The sequence below is a fragment of the Fibrella forsythiae genome (assembly GCF_017353175.1).
Taxonomy (GTDB): domain Bacteria; phylum Bacteroidota; class Bacteroidia; order Cytophagales; family Spirosomataceae; genus Fibrella; species Fibrella forsythiae.
In genome coordinates this window covers 1-16536 of sequence record NZ_JAFMYW010000004.1, presented here as the reverse complement: position 1 = coordinate 16536, position 16536 = coordinate 1, and the positions used below count along the sequence as shown (strand labels likewise).

16 protein-coding genes are annotated in these 16536 nt (G+C 52.0%); 10 read left to right on the top strand and 6 right to left on the bottom strand.

Translation table 11 applies throughout. The annotated features are described in order from the left end of the window. Positions 1-46: 46 nt before the first annotated feature. Positions 47-538, top strand: coding sequence for a GNAT family N-acetyltransferase (locus J2I46_RS14240; RefSeq protein ID WP_207329718.1), 492 nt, complete (start codon positions 47-49; stop codon positions 536-538). Here the strand turns inward: J2I46_RS14240 and J2I46_RS14235 are convergent. Beyond that, positions 520-1677: a mechanosensitive ion channel family protein gene (locus J2I46_RS14235; protein ID WP_207329717.1), complete on the bottom strand. Its 1158-nt coding sequence runs from the start codon at positions 1675-1677 to the stop codon at positions 520-522. The two genes, J2I46_RS14240 and J2I46_RS14235, sit on opposite strands and share 19 nt — an antisense overlap. 336 nt (positions 1678-2013) lie before the next feature. Here J2I46_RS14235 and J2I46_RS14230 point away from each other — a divergent pair, with 336 nt between their 5' ends. The 4 genes from J2I46_RS14230 (at position 2014) to J2I46_RS14215 (ending at position 6813) form a co-directional block, all read left to right on the top strand. Then, complete coding sequence (locus J2I46_RS14230) at positions 2014-3258, top strand: MFS transporter (RefSeq protein WP_207329716.1); 1245 nt, start codon at positions 2014-2016, stop codon at positions 3256-3258. 86 nt (positions 3259-3344) lie between these two features. Beyond that, positions 3345-4544, top strand: coding sequence for an MFS transporter (locus J2I46_RS14225; RefSeq protein WP_207329715.1), 1200 nt, complete (start codon positions 3345-3347; stop codon positions 4542-4544). A gap of 109 nt (positions 4545-4653) precedes the next feature. After that, a complete protein-coding gene (locus tag J2I46_RS14220; protein ID WP_207329714.1) occupies positions 4654-5697 on the top strand; it encodes an NAD(P)-dependent alcohol dehydrogenase in 1044 nt (347 codons plus the stop codon). 87 nt (positions 5698-5784) lie between these two features. Further along, on the top strand, positions 5785-6813 hold the full coding sequence (locus J2I46_RS14215) for an MBL fold metallo-hydrolase (RefSeq protein WP_207329713.1): 1029 nt from the start codon (positions 5785-5787) through the stop codon (positions 6811-6813). A 90-nt stretch (positions 6814-6903) separates the two neighbouring features. Here J2I46_RS14215 and J2I46_RS14210 read toward each other — a convergent pair whose 3' ends face one another. Further along, positions 6904-7614 (bottom strand): ThuA domain-containing protein, encoded by a 711-nt coding sequence (locus J2I46_RS14210; protein ID WP_207329712.1) that lies wholly within the window; start codon positions 7612-7614, stop codon positions 6904-6906. A 119-nt stretch (positions 7615-7733) separates the two neighbouring features. Between J2I46_RS14210 and J2I46_RS14205 the strand changes: the two genes are divergently transcribed. Continuing rightward, entirely contained in the window at positions 7734-8174 is a 441-nt protein-coding gene (locus tag J2I46_RS14205; RefSeq protein WP_207329711.1) for an NUDIX hydrolase, read from the top strand. Between the two features lie 31 nt (positions 8175-8205). On the opposite strand, the gene J2I46_RS14200 is transcribed toward J2I46_RS14205, so the two are convergent. From J2I46_RS14200 to J2I46_RS14190, 3 genes are all read right to left on the bottom strand, one after another. Then, entirely contained in the window at positions 8206-9582 is a 1377-nt protein-coding gene (locus J2I46_RS14200) for a high affinity choline transporter 1 (protein ID WP_207329710.1), read from the bottom strand. A gap of 209 nt (positions 9583-9791) precedes the next feature. Then, entirely contained in the window at positions 9792-10685 is an 894-nt protein-coding gene (locus J2I46_RS14195) for a ChaN family lipoprotein (protein ID WP_207329709.1), read from the bottom strand. 145 nt (positions 10686-10830) lie between these two features. Beyond that, complete coding sequence (locus J2I46_RS14190) at positions 10831-11901, bottom strand: branched-chain amino acid aminotransferase (RefSeq protein WP_207329708.1); 1071 nt, start codon at positions 11899-11901, stop codon at positions 10831-10833. A 246-nt stretch (positions 11902-12147) separates the two neighbouring features. Here J2I46_RS14190 and J2I46_RS14185 point away from each other — a divergent pair, with 246 nt between their 5' ends. Continuing rightward, positions 12148-12561, top strand: a complete 414-nt coding sequence (locus J2I46_RS14185; protein WP_207329707.1) for a DoxX family protein — start codon at positions 12148-12150, stop codon at positions 12559-12561. Between the two features lie 82 nt (positions 12562-12643). Here J2I46_RS14185 and J2I46_RS14180 read toward each other — a convergent pair whose 3' ends face one another. Continuing rightward, on the bottom strand, positions 12644-13195 hold the full coding sequence (locus J2I46_RS14180) for a cob(I)yrinic acid a,c-diamide adenosyltransferase (RefSeq protein ID WP_207329706.1): 552 nt from the start codon (positions 13193-13195) through the stop codon (positions 12644-12646). Between the two features lie 96 nt (positions 13196-13291). On the opposite strand from J2I46_RS14180, the gene J2I46_RS14175 reads away from it, so the two are divergent. From J2I46_RS14175 to tyrS, 3 genes are all read left to right on the top strand, one after another. Then, positions 13292-13807, top strand: coding sequence for a hypothetical protein (locus J2I46_RS14175; RefSeq protein WP_207329705.1), 516 nt, complete (start codon positions 13292-13294; stop codon positions 13805-13807). Continuing rightward, entirely contained in the window at positions 13797-14993 is a 1197-nt protein-coding gene (locus tag J2I46_RS14170; RefSeq protein WP_207329704.1) for an S-adenosylmethionine:tRNA ribosyltransferase-isomerase, read from the top strand. The genes J2I46_RS14175 and J2I46_RS14170 overlap by 11 nt, the downstream gene beginning before the upstream one ends. A 123-nt stretch (positions 14994-15116) precedes the next feature. Next, on the top strand, positions 15117-16415 hold the full coding sequence (gene tyrS / locus J2I46_RS14165) for a tyrosine--tRNA ligase (RefSeq protein ID WP_207329703.1): 1299 nt from the start codon (positions 15117-15119) through the stop codon (positions 16413-16415). Positions 16416-16536: the final 121 nt, after the last annotated feature.

Below are 16536 nucleotides of genomic sequence, written 5' to 3'. Positions count from 1 at the left end.
CCTGCAGAAAGAGTCGACAGCATAAACTACTAATCGAAAACAGGGAATGACCTATACCTTCCACAACGATAAGCCCGACGAGTTTTTACGCATTGTCCGGGAAGTAGGGCAGTGGCTAGTCGACGGCGGGCAGATGATGTGGGCGCCGGATACGCTCACGGCCGCCAACCTCATCGACGACTACACGCGCGGTAATTGCTACGTCATGTATGCCGATGATGAACCGGCGGCGACGTTTATTCTGCAATGGGAAGACCCGCTGTATTACCCCGACGTGCCGGCCAATACGGTTGGGCTGATTCATAAAGTGGCTATACGGCGGCGGTTTGCAGGGCAGAACCTGTTTCAGATTATGCTCGATTTCTGCAAAACGGAATGCCTGCTACGGGGTATTCACGAAATTCAGCTGGAAACCGATGCTACCCGTCCGGCACTTATGCGCTTCTACGAACGAAATGGCTTCGAGCCAACTCATCAGCGAACAATCGACGAGTTTGGGCAACGGTTTGTGTGCCAGTACTATGTGTTAAGATTCTGATTGTTTTCCGGTGGTTGCGCTGCTATCGTTGGGCCAGGTACGTTCCGGCCACTTTCGTGCAGAATAACCCTCGATTGCGGCAGGCTTTCGGGGTGCTCATCGCGCAGGAACGCAATAATAGCTTCGCGGATATGGCAGCGTAGATCGAAAGCCGACGGCGCGTCGTTGGCCGATACCAGAATCCGGACGGCAATGCTCGTTGGCGTGGTATCGGTCACCTGCACCACAAATACCTGCTGATTCCAGAGCGGGTCGGCTTCGGCCAGCGCTTTGGCTTTTTCGCGAATGGCCTCGATCGGTGTGTTGTAATCGAGGTAGAGCATAATGGCCCCCGTAATGGTAGCGTCTGAGCGCGTCCAGTTCTGAAACGGCGTTTCCACGAAATACGTGATGGGCAGAATTAACCGCCGCCGATCCCAGAGGCGGACCACCACGTTGGTCAGGTTTATTTCTTCGATGCGGCCCCACTCGTTCTCGACCACTACGGCATCGTCGAGCCGGATTTGCTGCGAAAAGGCGATTTGAATGCCCGCCAAGAGATTTCCCAGCGATTTCTGCGCCGCAAACCCCACCAGTACCGATACGATACCCGCCGACGTGAGCACACTGACCCCCACTTTCCGACTTCCCTGAAAACTGAGAAGCAGTAACGAAAAGCCAATCAAAACGATCAGAGTTGACAGGATACGCCGAAAAAACTGGACCTGCGTGACGAACTTTCGGCCCGATAAATTGGCATCGCTGCTGATGTCGTAACTGCGTACCAGCAATAGTTCGCCTACTTTCAACAGCCGCAGGGCCAGCCAGATGCTGGTCAGCAAAAAGAGAATCTCGGCACTTTTGTCGGCTACAGGATGACGCCGGATAAACCGATCGCTCTGCAGGTTGGTACCCATCAGAAAAAATAGCGACGGTAACCAGAAATAGAACGCCACCCGCAGGTACGTTCTGAGTAAGGATAAGACCGGTTCGTAGCGATGCCGAAGAATGAACCGGGTAATCTGCACCAGCAGAAAGGTGATCCCGACGCCGGCGATGATGGAAATGATCAGTAAGATCCAGCCCGACAGGTCGCGGTTGGGTACGTAGCCAAACCACCGGACGAGGGCGCGAATCCAGGAATCGAGTTGCTGCTGCATAGGGCAAAAGTAGGTGGTATTTAAACCGAATGCAGCTTGCTAGCCTTTTTCCGAGTTTCTGACCGAAGCGCCGAAGGTTGAACACTGGCTACGTTGGGGGCACCTGTTCAACACCTTTTACAGTCAGGGATGGTTCAGACATGGGCTCTCTTCGGTACACGGTGCATGCAGGTAAGCAACAGCCCGGTGGTGTGCCTGAGCAGATGAGCGTAACAGGTTAATAGGGCAACGGTCATTTTGTAAAGTAGTCAGGCGTTTTGATGTTGCTACACGTTACGTAGTTAAGAGGTCTATTAAATCAGTAGACCGTTTAATCGACCGTAACGTACCTGATACATGTTTAAGAACCCACGACTTGGCCTGATTTACGCTATCACGTTCATTGATGCCGTAGTGGCTGGGGGCCTGGGCCCTTTATTCAATAAATACACCGAAGCACTGTCAGCCAGGCAGGTGTGGGTCATGGCGGGGTCGGCGTTGCTGCTGGGATTACAATTGATAACATCGCCTGTGCTGGGTACGTTGTCCGACAAAATTGGTCGCCGACCTGTTCTGATTGGAACCGCCATTGGGTCATTTCTGGCTTCATTTCTGCTCTTTCCGGTCAATGTGTTCGGGTATCTGGGAAACCGCGCTGCTGAAGGTACCACCAACGGCATGTCGTCGGTATTACGGTCGGCGGTGGTCGATACAGCCGAAGACAACGACGTGACACAGCAAACCAGCATTCAGGGAAACATTACGGCGCTGGGGGCCATATTTGGGCCGGCTATTGGCGGTTTGCTTATCATTTCGTTGCCCCAGGCCCGGTTCAACCCCATTCCGCTGGTGATCATGGGCTGCATTCTGGCGGTGCTGAACATCATTCTGACCCTTGTCTTCAAGGAAACGAACGATAAAGAAAAGCAGCCAATTGATCCGCAGGAGCTAAAGATGAAGGCATTCAACGCGTTGAAAGTGAAAACGCTGTGGAAACAATTAGATGATGTTGACGAAAAGCTGAAAGGATTCAAGGCCTTGTACATCCTGCAATTGCTTTCGTTGCTGGCGCTCGGGTATTACAACTATTTCATTGCTTACCTCATTGTGGGTGATCTTGGGCTGACAGCCCGGCAGGCATCATATTTCTTTATTTATTACGGCCTCATAACAGTCGTAGTCAACCTGCTTTTCTTCCAGTTTATCGCGAAGCGCCTCGATCAGAAAAAAGCGCTGGTCGTAGTAGCCATTGCTGGTATTGGGGTCATGGGCCTGTATGCATTCGCGGGTGGTAGCGTGCTCATGCTCTACATCGCCGGCGCTGTTGATTCGCTGACTATCGGGTTGCTGGCTGGTTTGATTGCAGGTATTACGTCGCAACTGGCCGCGAAAGGAGAGGGACAGGGAAGTGTTTTTGGCGATACGCAGGCGCTGGGTGGTGTGGCTAGTTTCACGGCGGCGGTGGCTACTACGTTGCTGACGGCTGTTGATCCCCGCGCTCCTTTTGCCTTCTACGCGTTGGCATTAGGCGTACTGGCCTACCGCTCTGCCACGCTTCCCGAGGATGCAGCTAACGAAACAAAGGACGAGAATCAGAAGTAACTGTGGCCGAAGAGGGCGGCGCTCGGGCAGGTGGTTGAACTAAGCAGCGCCACTTACGACTTACCTACTTACGACTGATTCCACCCATGTTCAAAGACCGTCACCTGCTCCACATCTACGCCATTATTTTTATTGATGTTGTAGTGGGTTCTATTATTGGGCCGGTACTGCCTCAGTTCGTGCGTGGTCATGCGCAACCGCAACTCTGGCTGGCACTGGGAACAGCCCTGTTCCTGGGCGTTCAGTTGATCTCGGCACCATTGCTGGGAAAACTCTCTGACGGCTACGGCCGCAAGCCCATTTTCAGACTCTCATCGGTAGGTACGTTCATTGCCGACTGTATGTTAGTGCCCGTGCGGATGGGCTGGCAACTAGCCAACCGGTTCAGCGACGGGCTGACTAACGGGCTATACGCCACGGTTCGCTCGGCCATCACGGATATTTCGCCCAAAGAGGCCTTATTCCGCAACCTCGGCATTGAAGGGGCCATCATTTCGCTTGGCTTCGTCATCGGCCCGGCAGTAGCGGGTCTGCTCATCACCACCCTCGACCTCACCGACCCGGTTGAACAGGCTAGATACGTGGTAGCGATGGCCGTGGGGCTGTCGGCGCTGAACGTATTGCTAAGTTTTTTGCTGCGCGAAACCCATCCTAATCCGGGTGGGGTAGCGCGGGAAGAGCTAAAGATTGAACTGGTTCGCTCGTTGAATGTGGGAAGTATAGTAACCCGGCTTCGGCAGAAAGAGCAGGAACATCCCGGCTTGCTGAAGCTCGTACTGATGCAGGTAGCCCTGACCGGTGCCATCGGCTATTACAACTACTTCGTAGCGTATGTCAGCCTGGGTGAACTGAAGATGGACGCCAAAGACATCTCGTACTTCTTCATGTATTTCGGCGGCTTAAGCGTGGCCATCAGCTACGGTTTCTACGGTTTTCTGGCCGACCGGATCAATCAGCGCCGGGCTATTTTCTGGTTTGCGCTGGTAGGGGTACCTGTGCTGGCGTCGTACGGCTTAGTAGGGACATCGAAGCTATGGCTGTACGTCATCATAACTATAGACTGCCTCACGTACTCACTTATTCAGGGGTTGATCGAAGGGCTGATGGCGCAGAAAACGACTGATACTGACCGGGGCGAAATATTCGGTCTCAACCAGGCCATGCAGGGGTTGGCCAGCTTTGGCACCACACTCGTTTTCGGGTTGCTTTCCATCGTTGATCTTCGCCTGCCGTTCGCCTGGTTCGGTGCTTGTCTGGCTGTGGTTGCTTGGCTGGCGCGGAAATAGAGACCCTGTTGCGGGTAACCATCAGGCCCTGGTCGTGGTTTAGTAACCGACGGGTATGGCCAATACTGTATACCGCTTTCATTAACGTACTTAACTACACAAAACCATTATGATTGAAGCAAAAGGATATGCGGCGCAAAACGCAGAAACGCCTCTGGCCCCTTTTCAATTTGAACGGCGGGATCTGAAACCGACCGATGTTCAGTTCGATATTCATTATTGCGGCGTTTGCCACTCCGATCTTCATCAGGTTCGGGGCGAGTGGGGAAACTCGGTGTTCCCAATGGTTCCGGGGCATGAAGTAGTAGGTCGCGTAACGGCTGTTGGTGATCAGGTGACCAAGTTCAACGTAGGTGATCTGGCAGCGGTCGGGTGTTTTGTTGACTCATGTCGGCACTGCGAAAACTGCGAAGAAGGCCTGGAGCAGTACTGCCTGAACGGTAACTCACAGACCTACAACGGCTACGAACAGGACAAGAAAACGCCAACGTACGGTGGTTATTCGAACGTAATGGTGGCGCATCAGGATTTTGTACTGAAGATCAGCGAGTCGCTCGACCTGCCTGCTGTAGCTCCGTTGTTATGTGCCGGTATCACAACCTATTCGCCGTTGCGCTACTGGAAAGTGGGTGCAGGCCACAAAGTAGCTGTGTTAGGGTTGGGCGGGCTTGGCCATATGGCCGTTAAGTTCGCCGTAGCGTTTGGCGCTGAAGTAACCCTGCTGAGCACATCGCCATCGAAAGAAGAAGATGCTCACCGGTTGGGTGCACACAAGTTTGTGCTGACCAGCGATCCCGAGCAAGTGAAAACTGTACAGAACACGTTCGATTTCATTGTCGATACGGTTTCGGCACCGCACGATTACAATATGTATTTGGGCTTGCTGAAAACCAACGGTGTCCAGATCTGCGTGGGTGCCCCACCAAAACCAGCTGAAATAGGCGTATTTGGTTTACTGGGTGGTCGGAAAAGCATAGTTGGTTCAAATACGGGCGGTATGCCTGAAACCCAGGAAATGCTTGACTTCTGCGCCGAACATAACATCGTTTCCGACGTAGAAGTGATTCCAATGGATTACATTCAGACAGCCTACGAACGAATGCTGAAAGGCGACGTGCGCTATCGGTTTGTGATCGACATGGCTACGCTGTAACTAGAGTATCCTGAAGCTCCAGCTTCGGGCGTAAGTCAATTACGTACCCAGAGCTGGAGCTTCACTACATCCATTACTATCTACCGCATGAAGCATACGTACCTGCTATTCCTTCTCATTTTTACCGCCTGTGCTCCGCGCTACAAAGGACCGGTTACCGATCATTTTAATGGGAAGAAATTCGCCAATACCGGTCCGGCTGTTGAGCGGCAAGGTGGCCTGTTGAAATGGCTGCTACACCGGGATAAAGGCCCCTGGCTTGATATGCCCGACGCGCAACCGGGTCCGAAACCACAAACGCGGGTCTTCGGTGATAGCCTGGTGGTAACGTTCGTTGGGCATTCCAGTTTTCTGCTTCAAATCGACGGGCTGAATATCCTGACCGACCCAGTCTGGTCGCCTAAGGTTGGACCTACGAAGTGGCTGGGCGTCAAACGCCGCCGTCCACCTGGAATCCGGTACGAAGACCTGCCGCCCATCGATGCGGTACTGCTGAGTCATTGTCACTACGATCACCTCGATCTGGTTACGTTACAGCGACTAGCGAAGGACTTTAACCCACCGATGGTGACGCCATTGGGTGTGTCGTACTTACCTAAAAAGGTAGGGGGTAATGCTACCAAAGAGATGGACTGGAACGACAAGCTGGTGCTTTCGGACAAGCTTACGATCACCTGCACCGAAGCGCGCCATTTCAGCAACCGGGGCATGGGCGACCGGAACCGTACGCTTTGGGCGGGCTATCTGCTGCATACCCGATTTGGCACGATTTATTTCGCGGGCGATACGGGCTACGGCGATCTGTTTCCGAAGATTGTCCGGCAGGCCGAGATCAGTGAAACTGGCCCAATCAAACTGGCAATGTTGCCTATTGGGTCATACCGGCCAACGTGGTTTATGGCGCCCGTTCATATGTCGCCGATCGATGCCGTCCGGGCGTTCAACGATTTGGGACAACCGCAAACCGTTGGCATTCATTTCGGCACCTTCCAGCAGGGCGATGACGGCCTCTTCGAACCCCGCGACGACCTGACGAAAGAACTCCTGAAACAAAAAATTCCCCTCCAGCGGTTTGTTGTACCGGTAGAGGGGAAAGCCATGGTGTTCAGGCGGTGATGCTGGTTGACTGGTTGATTGGTTAGCTGGTCAATTGGTTGATTAACTCAGGCAACTAATTAGGCAACCAGCCAACCAGTCAACCAATAACTACTTCGCCTTGCCCATTGCCCACTTGACGCCGCCGAGCAGGTGACCTACGAAGAGAGGGTCAACATAGGAGGCATCTGTGTGGCCCATGCCGGTGTAGAACGACCGGCCACCGTCGAATTTGCGATACCAGGCAATGGGGTGGTTATCGCCGTTGGCACCGCCCGTATACGTTTTTTCGTCGAGTTTGGCCAGTACGGTTGGTCCGGCAACGATGCTTTTGTAGCTATACCACTCGTCGAATCGTTTCCAGCGATCGGGCAGGTCTTTCGTTGACGGGTGTTTCTTGTCAATTACCTCGACTTCGGCGTCTTGCTGTTTGGGGTGGCTCAGGAAATACGCACCACATAATTCGTTGTACCAAGGCCATTTGTATTCCGTATCGGCCGCCGCGTGAATACCAACGTACCCGCCACCTTTCTTGATGTACTTCTCGAAAGCGATCTGTTGCAGGCTGTCGAGTACGTCGCCGGTGGTGCTGAGGAAGATGACCGCCTTGTATTTTTTCAGGTTATCATACGTGAACATGTTGGCATCTTCCGTAGTGTCGACCCGGAACTTGTTTTCCTGTCCCATTTTCATCAGCGCGACTTTTCCAGCGCCAATCGAGGCATGGCGGTACCCTTTTGTTCGGGAGAAGACCAGTACCGCATCCTGGGCGTAGGTGGTATAGGTGAGGCTGACGAGCAGCGCAATGGCTAAAAATTTCATGAGGAAATCGGAGTTTATTTATCTGTAAAGGCGCAGAATTGATTAATTTAATGGTGCCGCGCCGGAATGATACCGCTTTATCTTGCCGACGCTGATTCCCCAACATCAATTAACGTTAAATGACCGTTCGCCCCGCTGTTGTTCTTCTTCGTAATGATGCCGTTTTGCTGATGCAGTATCGCTATGGCGACACTGACGTTTTTGCGTTGCCCGGTGGCAATCCCGACCCCGGCGAAGACCTCGAAGCTACTCTTGAACGCGAGTTGATGGAGGAGCTTGGCATTGAGATACAGGTATTCAATATGCTGTTCTGTGGCGTTGTAACTAGGCCGAATCAGAAGGAAGACGTACTACACTGTGTCTTTTTCGGGGAATTGTTCAGCGGCGAACCCACGCTGAACCCAGTTCACACGACTGCCAAAAGCGTACTCTGGAAACCTGTTGATGAGCTAACCGACCTGGCTATGTACCCCAGCGTCGCCGCCGCTATTCAGGAACATCATACCGCTATGCTGCCCACAACGTACCTAGGCTACATCGAGCAGCCTTTTTATAGCTAATTTTTTGACGGTGGTCATTGTCAGAAAAGTATCATCTCTTAATCAAGCTCCCGCCAACCATACCAACGCTGCTGGCAATCAGACCCCAAAGCATGGGTGGAAAAGTCGTTTCCAGCCAAAGGCAGAGTAGCCATACGACGAAACCGAGCACGATTGACCATAAGCAGCCCTGGTTGGTAGCGCGTTTCCAGTAAATGCCAGCCGTAAGCGGTACGAAGAGCGACACCAGACTGAACGCCGATGATTCGCCCACGAGGTCGAAAATACTGGTGGTGCGTTGCAACGTCATGCCTACGCAGATAACCGAGATCACGACAATGGCCCAGCGAATGGATTTCAGCAACTGACTATCAGTGAGATTAGGCCGGAAGAACTTCAGGATATTCTCGCCGAAAACAGTAGCCGGAGCCAGAATCGCGCCGCTCGATACGCTTAGAATGGCCGACGTGAGTGCCCCAAAAAAGAGGATCTGTAGGGGAAGGCTCCCGTGCCGCATCACCATGTTCGGGATGATTAGTTGACGGCTTTGCTCGTCCGCCCCCGCCAGATCGGGGTGTAGCAACCGGGCCGCTAGTGCAATGAACAGGGGCAGTGCAGCCACCGACAAATACAATCCAGATGCCAGGTACGATGCCTGCACCGACACCCGTGCTGATTTGGCCGACATCACTCGCTGGAAAATATCCTGTTGCGGAATGCTTCCTAGCCCAATCGTCATCCAGGCTGCTAGGTACGTTGCCCACCCGCTTAAACTGGCTGGTGGTAGAAACTGGAAAAAGTTATCGGGCATCTTCGCGGTCACTCCTGTGATGCCGCCCACCTGCGGATACAGCACGAAAGCCAGCACCAGCAGAGCCAGAATAATAATGAGATTATGCAGAAAGTCGGTGATCGAGATGGACCACATGCCTCCCAGCAAGGTGTAAATCATTACGATGGTAGCGCTGGCAATGATGCCCCACGCCATCGGAATGCCCATGACCACGTTCAGTACAATGCCAATGGCTATGTACTGGGCGGCAATCCAGCTGAAATAGGAAGGAATCATGATCACCGCGCTGACCAGTTCTGCCGAGCGACCAAATCGGATTCGGAAATAATCGGAAAACGTAGTGATGTTCTGCTCGTAAAGCGGACGCGCAAAAAAAGCTCCGACTAAAAATAGACACAGTGCCGAGCCAAACGGTTCTTCGATGATGCTCAGTACGCCACCTTCCACGAATTTGGCCGGAGCACCCATAATGCTTTCTGACCCGAACCAGGTAGCAAACGTGACCGACGTGGCCAACGCCAGTGATAGGCCCCGGCCCGCCAGCACAAAATCCTGCGAGGTGGTTACCCGTCGTGCTGCCCACGCCCCAATCGCGATGTTAGACAGAAGATAAATCGAGATACAGGCGATGAGCATATACCTAGTGCTTGACCAGTTTAATTGTTGAGTAGTCTAAAATAAGCAACGCTTTGTCATCCCGAAGAATTGAGGGATCGTGGCGTACCGGTTAAAAGTGCCAAGCGCCTTCTGAACGAACGCCACGATCTCTCCTGCCCGCACCGGAGGACCGGTCGGGATGACAAAAACGTTGCCTATCAACATCCGGAAATGAAATTGGAAGAGCGTTAGTACGTTTTCGTCATGTCGCCGGGGATGGCCAGCACGTAGGTCGCAAGGCCTTTCCAATCGGCCTGCGGTTTCGCTATGTTCTCGCCCTCAACGGATGAAATGGTCACGATTTTCAGGTTAGGCTGCTGCTGACGTAGATACCAGACAATACCCTCGAAGTTCTTAGAATGGTAATCGCCGTTGAAATGCAAAACGGTTCGGCCTGATTTAGCGCCTGTAAACTGGCCATTCTCCAGAATAAATCGCGCCATCGTTGCATCTTTCAGTGCCTGCGCCCGTGCAAAGTTCTCGACCTGTGGTCCGCCTTGTGTTGACCCACCGTGAGTGCCCATCATCTCCAGCATGCCTTTGTAGCCGGGAAGGGTCAGATCAACGGTTAAGGGCAGTTTCGCCATGTTCTGCTTGCCGGCAACCGATACGGTGTCGAGCGCAGCCAATCCCTGACGGGACACCAGACTGGCGTAACGTCTGGGTACGTTGGTGGCGGCAAACGTCAGTTTTTTATCACGCGCCAGATCAACGATTGGGCGATAGTCGGTATCGTAGTTTTGCCACAGACGAGCTTCTTTGGCGAATTCTTTATCAGATGTCTGGCCACTAACGTACCTGGTCAGCGCCTGCTGATTGTCGGCCTCGAACATTTCAGCGCCAAACACCAGGTTCGTACCCAACTGGGCGGCCAGGTCTTTGGCTAATTGAAGTTCGAACCAGTGGCAGATTGGATTGTTGTGCAGCTCGCCAAATAGCACCACGTCAGCTCCGGCCGCCTCTTTCAGCAGCTTTTCGTAAGAAGTGGATTTACCAGTTTGGGTATAGAACAGATACGCTGGCTTATCGCCACGGAAGGCTGTTAGCGTGAATAATGCGGCGAAGATTACGAATGACCTCATACCGACGAAGATAGGAAGAAGGAGGAAAGGGAAAAAGAGGAGAAACGGGAGAAACGAGAAAGGGAGGAGAGGGTTGCTTTCGCGTCAGCAGTTACGCTAGCGAAAGCAACCCTCTCCTCCCTTTCTCGTTTCTCCCGTTTCTCCTTTAAACTTTATACGTCCAACCGAAGGTGTCCTCGATTTTACCCGTACGGAGGTCGCTCATGTAATCTTTAACCCGAGCCGCAAACGAATCGGCGGGGGCACGCTCTGGGAGCATATAGTCTTTTCCTTCGTAACCAATCACCTGGAACGGTGATACCACAACGGCCGTACCAGCTCCGAAGGCTTCAGTGAGTGAGCCGTTGTCAATACCATCGATCACTTCACGGATCGACACTTTGCGTTCTTCAACGGTCATGCCCCAGCTTTTTGCAATGGCAACAATGCTTCGGCGGGTTACACCGTCCAGAATCGAGTCTGACAGCGCAGGCGTAACCAGCTTGCCGTCGATGACGAACATTACGTTCATCGTGCCCGACTCTTCAAAATACTGATGCTCGGTTGCATCGGTCCAAAGCAGTTGGTCGTATCCGGCCTGTTGTGCTTGTAAAGTTGGGTACAGAGAGCCGGCATAGTTACCCGCGCATTTGGCCGCGCCCACGCCACCCGGTGCCGAGCGGATATAATTCATTTCAACCTTCACCTTCAGCGGTTTCGAATAATACACGCCTACCGGACAGGTGAAAATGCAGAAGCGATATGTTTTTGATGCCGCAACACCCAGATACACATCTGTAGCAAACATGTATGGACGAATATACAGCGAGCTGCCTGGCTGATTAGGCACCCAGTCAGCATCGGTGCGGAGCAACGCTTCCAGACCACCCATGAACACCTCTTCAGGGATCGTTGCCATGCACATACGCTTGGCCGACTCGTTCATGCGCGCCCAGTTGTCGATCGGACGGAACATAAGCACCTCACCAGCGTCATTCTTGTAGGCTTTCATGCCCTCAAAAATTGATTGTCCGTAGTGCAATGACGAGAGCGCTGGGTTGAACGAAAAATCGCCGAACGGCACCACCCGTAGGTCGGTCCACTGACCATCGACGTAGTCAGCTACGAACATGTGATCGGCAAAGTGCTTACCGAAGGGCAGATTATTGAAGTCAACCTCCTTGATGCGGCTCTGCGAGGCTTTCTGCATCTCAATTTGAAGCAAGTCAGTAGTCATGGTCTTGGTGAGTTGAGAGTCAATAGTGGGTAGTCGGTAGTTGCTTGGCCAAAATACAGATTTGTTAATCAGAAACGCGACTATCGACTACCCACTATTGACTCTCGACTCTTATTTAGTTGCTTTGACAACAAATGTAAAAAAAAGGGGCACTCATTCTCATGAGGTTAGCCGAAAACTAAACAAATTCTGTACCGAATGGCTAAAGAGGCCGTATTGACGTTGTACCTTAAAGTGTATTGACGTATGAAAATGTCTGATCAGTTCCTGGCCTATCTCTTATTGCGGCTAACAATGGGCGTAAATTTCACCTTCCACGCTATTCCTCGCTTCCTGAAAGGCGCTGGCGGATTTCGCGATAAGATGGTTGCCGATTTCAGCCAAACACCTCTGCCTCCGTTTTTGGTGTATGCCTTCGGTACGGTGCTTTCCTACATCGAATTGATTATTGGCATTCTGCTTACCATTGGCCTATTTACGCGCTATACGCTCGTAGCGGCCAGTTTGCTGATGATGGCGCTGATGGTAGGTACGTCGTTTCAACAGAAATGGGATGTAGTCGCTTCGCAACTGATCTACTCCGTCATCTTCTTCATCCTCGTCTGGACCCAACAATCCAATTTCTATTCCGTCGACCGGATTATGCTGGGAAGGGAATAGACACTGTTTACTGTTTACTGTTGCTCGCTTTAACGAACATGACGTAGCGGCGCAACAGTAAACGGAAAACAGTAAACTCTATCTACACCCTCGGCTCCCAGGCTACTTCGTCTACGGCAAGGTCTTGCGCCATTTTTCGGCTCAGTACGAAGAGGTAATCGGATAGCCGGTTCAGGTACGTTATCACCAGCGGATCAACCGGCGACACGTTGTTGAGGCCTATGGCCAGACGTTCGGCGCGGCGGCATACCGTGCGGGCCAGATGGGCGAATGAAACAGAGGCATGGCCACCGGGCAAAACGAATTTTCGTAGCTCAGGTAGTTCCGTGTCCATGGCATCCATGTTATCTTCCAGACGAACAATGTCTGCCTCAATAATAGCTGGAATAGCCTGACGGGGTGGTTTCTCCGGGTCAGTAGCGAGCTCGGCTCCGGCTGTGAATAGCCGATCCTGAATTTCTTTCAGTAACGGCCGGCGATTGGCATTGACGGGCTGATCGCGCAGGAGGCCAATCCACGAGTTCAGCTCATCAACGGTGCCGTAGGTATCGATCCGTAGGTCGGCTTTACTTACGCGGCGGCCACCGATAAGCGATGTCTGACCAGCATCGCCGGTTCGTGTATATATTTTCATGGAGACTTTTTGGGTGAAATCAAGGTTAACTCGCTAAATGCGGTGCCGCAAAAGTACCTTTGCGGCCCATTAACAACACGTCGTTACACCGTACTTATGCGCGCTGGTTCTTTTTTTGTTCGCACTTGGCGAATACTGTCTATCATCGGTTTTGTAGGCCTTCTGATGAGCAGCTATATATCGTATCCTGGTGAAGTAGCTTTTCGATTCAATGATGCCGGTCAGGCCGTACAGTATCTGAGCCGGGAGGTCATTTTCTACGTGAGCATCGGAATTTTTATTCTGGTTTATGTCATAACAAATGCCGTTGCGCGCCTGTTTCCAAAATTACCGGCCGAGAAGATTCCAAATCCGAATCCTACTGCCTGGGAAGGGCAACGCAAAAAACTGGCCGATGTGTATGTAAGCTGGTTTTACGCGTTATCGGCCGCATTCAATACCATTTTAGCCCTTGGCCTGATGGTACTGTCCTTTCTGAATCGTAGTAATATAAACGCCGATTCAAATGATTATGGCTGGTTATTGCCCGCCAGTACGGCCATCATCGCTATCGTTATTATATCGTTGCCCATTCGGCTGATGATGAAACCACCCGTAGACCATGTTGCCTGATCTTCGTCTCGACCAGTTTCAGTACGATCTGCCCGACGAGCGCATTGCCCGGTTTCCGCTTCCTGAACGCGACCAGTCGAAACTGTTGGTCTATAAGGAAGGGCAGATAAGCCACCGCCGGTTCTACGACCTCCCTGATCTGCTACCCGCCAATAGCTTTCTGGTTTTTAATAACACAAAGGTGATTCCGGCCCGGTTGCTCTTTACCAAATCGACCGGCGCAACCATCGAACTGTTCCTGCTCAACCCAATGCCCGCCGATCGCCCCGTGGGCGAGGCGATGCTCGACAAGGGTAGTGCTGTTTGGCAGTGCATGATCGGTAATCGCAAAAAATGGCGGGAAGGTGAAACCCTGTTGCTAACCTTTGGTGAGGTTGTTCTGATTGCCGAGTGGGAAGACGCTGAGAAAAGCCTGATTCGTTTTACCTGGCAACCCGACGATGAAACCTTCGCCGAACTGATCGAGCAGGCTGGCCAGATGCCATTGCCCCCATATTTGAAACGGGAGCCCATAGCTGCTGATAGCCACACCTACCAGACCGTGTATGCCAAAAAGGAAGGAGCCGTTGCTGCGCCTACTGCCGGCCTGCACATGACTAAAGGGGTGCTGGGTACGTTGGCCGAACGCGGCATTGGTCATGATGCCCTCACGTTACACGTTGGCGCAGGTACGTTTCAGCCCATTAAGGCCGATGACCCCAGACAACACATTATGCACGCAGAACAGGTTGTGTACACGCGGGAAAACATAACGAACGTTCTGAAACATCTGAATCACCTGATCCCGGTAGGCACCACATCGATGCGCTCGCTCGAAAGTCTGTACTGGTTTGGTGTTCGACTGATGAAGAACCATCCTGATCCGTTTTATCTGGATCAGGAATATGCCTACAACGTACCTGCGGAAGAGCAGCCATCAGCCAGTGATGCCATCGAAACAGTACGCTCATATATGGAACAGCACAAACTGCCTTTACTGACAGCGCACACGGCCATCTATATCACACCGGGCTACCAGATGAAAATGTGCAAGGGCATCGTCACTAATTTTCACCAGCCGGGCTCAACGCTCATTCTGCTGATTGCCGCCTTGGTCGGAGATGCCTGGCGTACTATATACACAGAAGCGCTTAGCCACGACTACCGTTTTCTCAGCTACGGCGACTCGTCACTTTTACTTCCATAACTTAATGAGTGGATGCGTGGATGAGTAAATGAGTGAATGTTTGGCGCCGCCTTGCAGCAGCATTTTTTAAAGTGGCCAAACATTCGCTCATTCGCTCGTTTACTCATTCGCCAATGAACTTTCATGAATTTCATTGAAGAACTCCGCTGGCGGGGCATGCTCAACGACATGACCCCCGGTACCGAAGACCAACTCAGTAAAGAAATGACCGCCGGGTATATTGGTTTCGACCCAACGGCTGCATCACTCCACATTGGCAATCTGGCTACCATTATGCTACTGGTGCATTTCCAGCGCGCCGGGCACAAGCCATTCGCACTGGTCGGTGGAGCAACAGGTATGATTGGTGATCCATCCGGCAAAGCAGCTGAACGCGATTTCCTGTCGGAAGAAACGTTGCGGCTCAATCAGGCAGGGATTAAGAAGCAGTTGGAGAAGTTTCTGGCATTTAGCGATGCGCCCAACTCGGCTGAAATGGTCAACAATTACGATTGGTTTAAGGAGTTCTCATTCCTGGGCTTCCTGCGCGAAGCGGGCAAGCACCTTACTGTTAATTACATGATGGCAAAGGATTCAGTGAAGAAGCGTCTCGAAACGGGCATTTCATTCACTGAGTTTTCATACCAGTTGTTACAGGGTTACGATTATTACTGGCTCTACAAGAATAAAGGTGTGCGTCTGCAAATGGGAGGCTCAGACCAATGGGGAAACATCACCACCGGCACCGAACTTATCCGGCGTAAAGAAGAACGAGGTAGTGAAGCTGAAGACGACCGTGCCTTTGCGCTTACGACACCACTGGTAACCAAGGCCGATGGAACCAAGTTTGGTAAGTCGGAAAGCGGCAACGTCTGGCTCGACCCACATCTTACATCACCTTACCAGTTCTATCAATTTTGGCTCAACGCGGCCGATAATGATTGCCCCCGGCTCATTCGTGTCTTCACGCTGTTGAGTCAGGAAGAGATACTACGGCTGGAGGCCGAACATGCCGAGGCGCCACACCTGCGTTTATTGCAAAAAGCGATTGCTCAAGAAGTAACCACAAGGGTGCACGGAGAAGCTGGTTACGAGCTGGCCGTGAAAGCATCAGAAGTACTATTTGGCAAAGCAACTATCGACACGTTGCGCGCTATCGCTGTCGATGAGTTTGATGTGATCTTTGAAGGAGTGCCCCAGACCGAGGTCTCTGCCGACGAATTAGCCAGTTGTAAAGACATTACTGACCTTTTATCGGTGGGGTCAAAGGGAGAAGTATATGCTTCTAAAGGCGAAGCCAGACGCGCAATTAGCCAAAATGCGGTCAGTTTGAACAAGACGAAAGTAAATGATCCAGCTGCTTCATTGGCCCTTGAATGGCTTCAGGACCGCTATTTGCTGGTTTCAAAGGGTAAAAAGAACCACCTGCTAAAAAAAGTTTAACTTTTTTTCGTGCCTTAACTAACTGAAAGAAAGTGGTTAACAAATAAAGTCTTCAACTGTTAACCACTTTCTTTTAACAGGTACTTGACATGGGGGTAAACTTGCCCTACTTTTGCAGTCC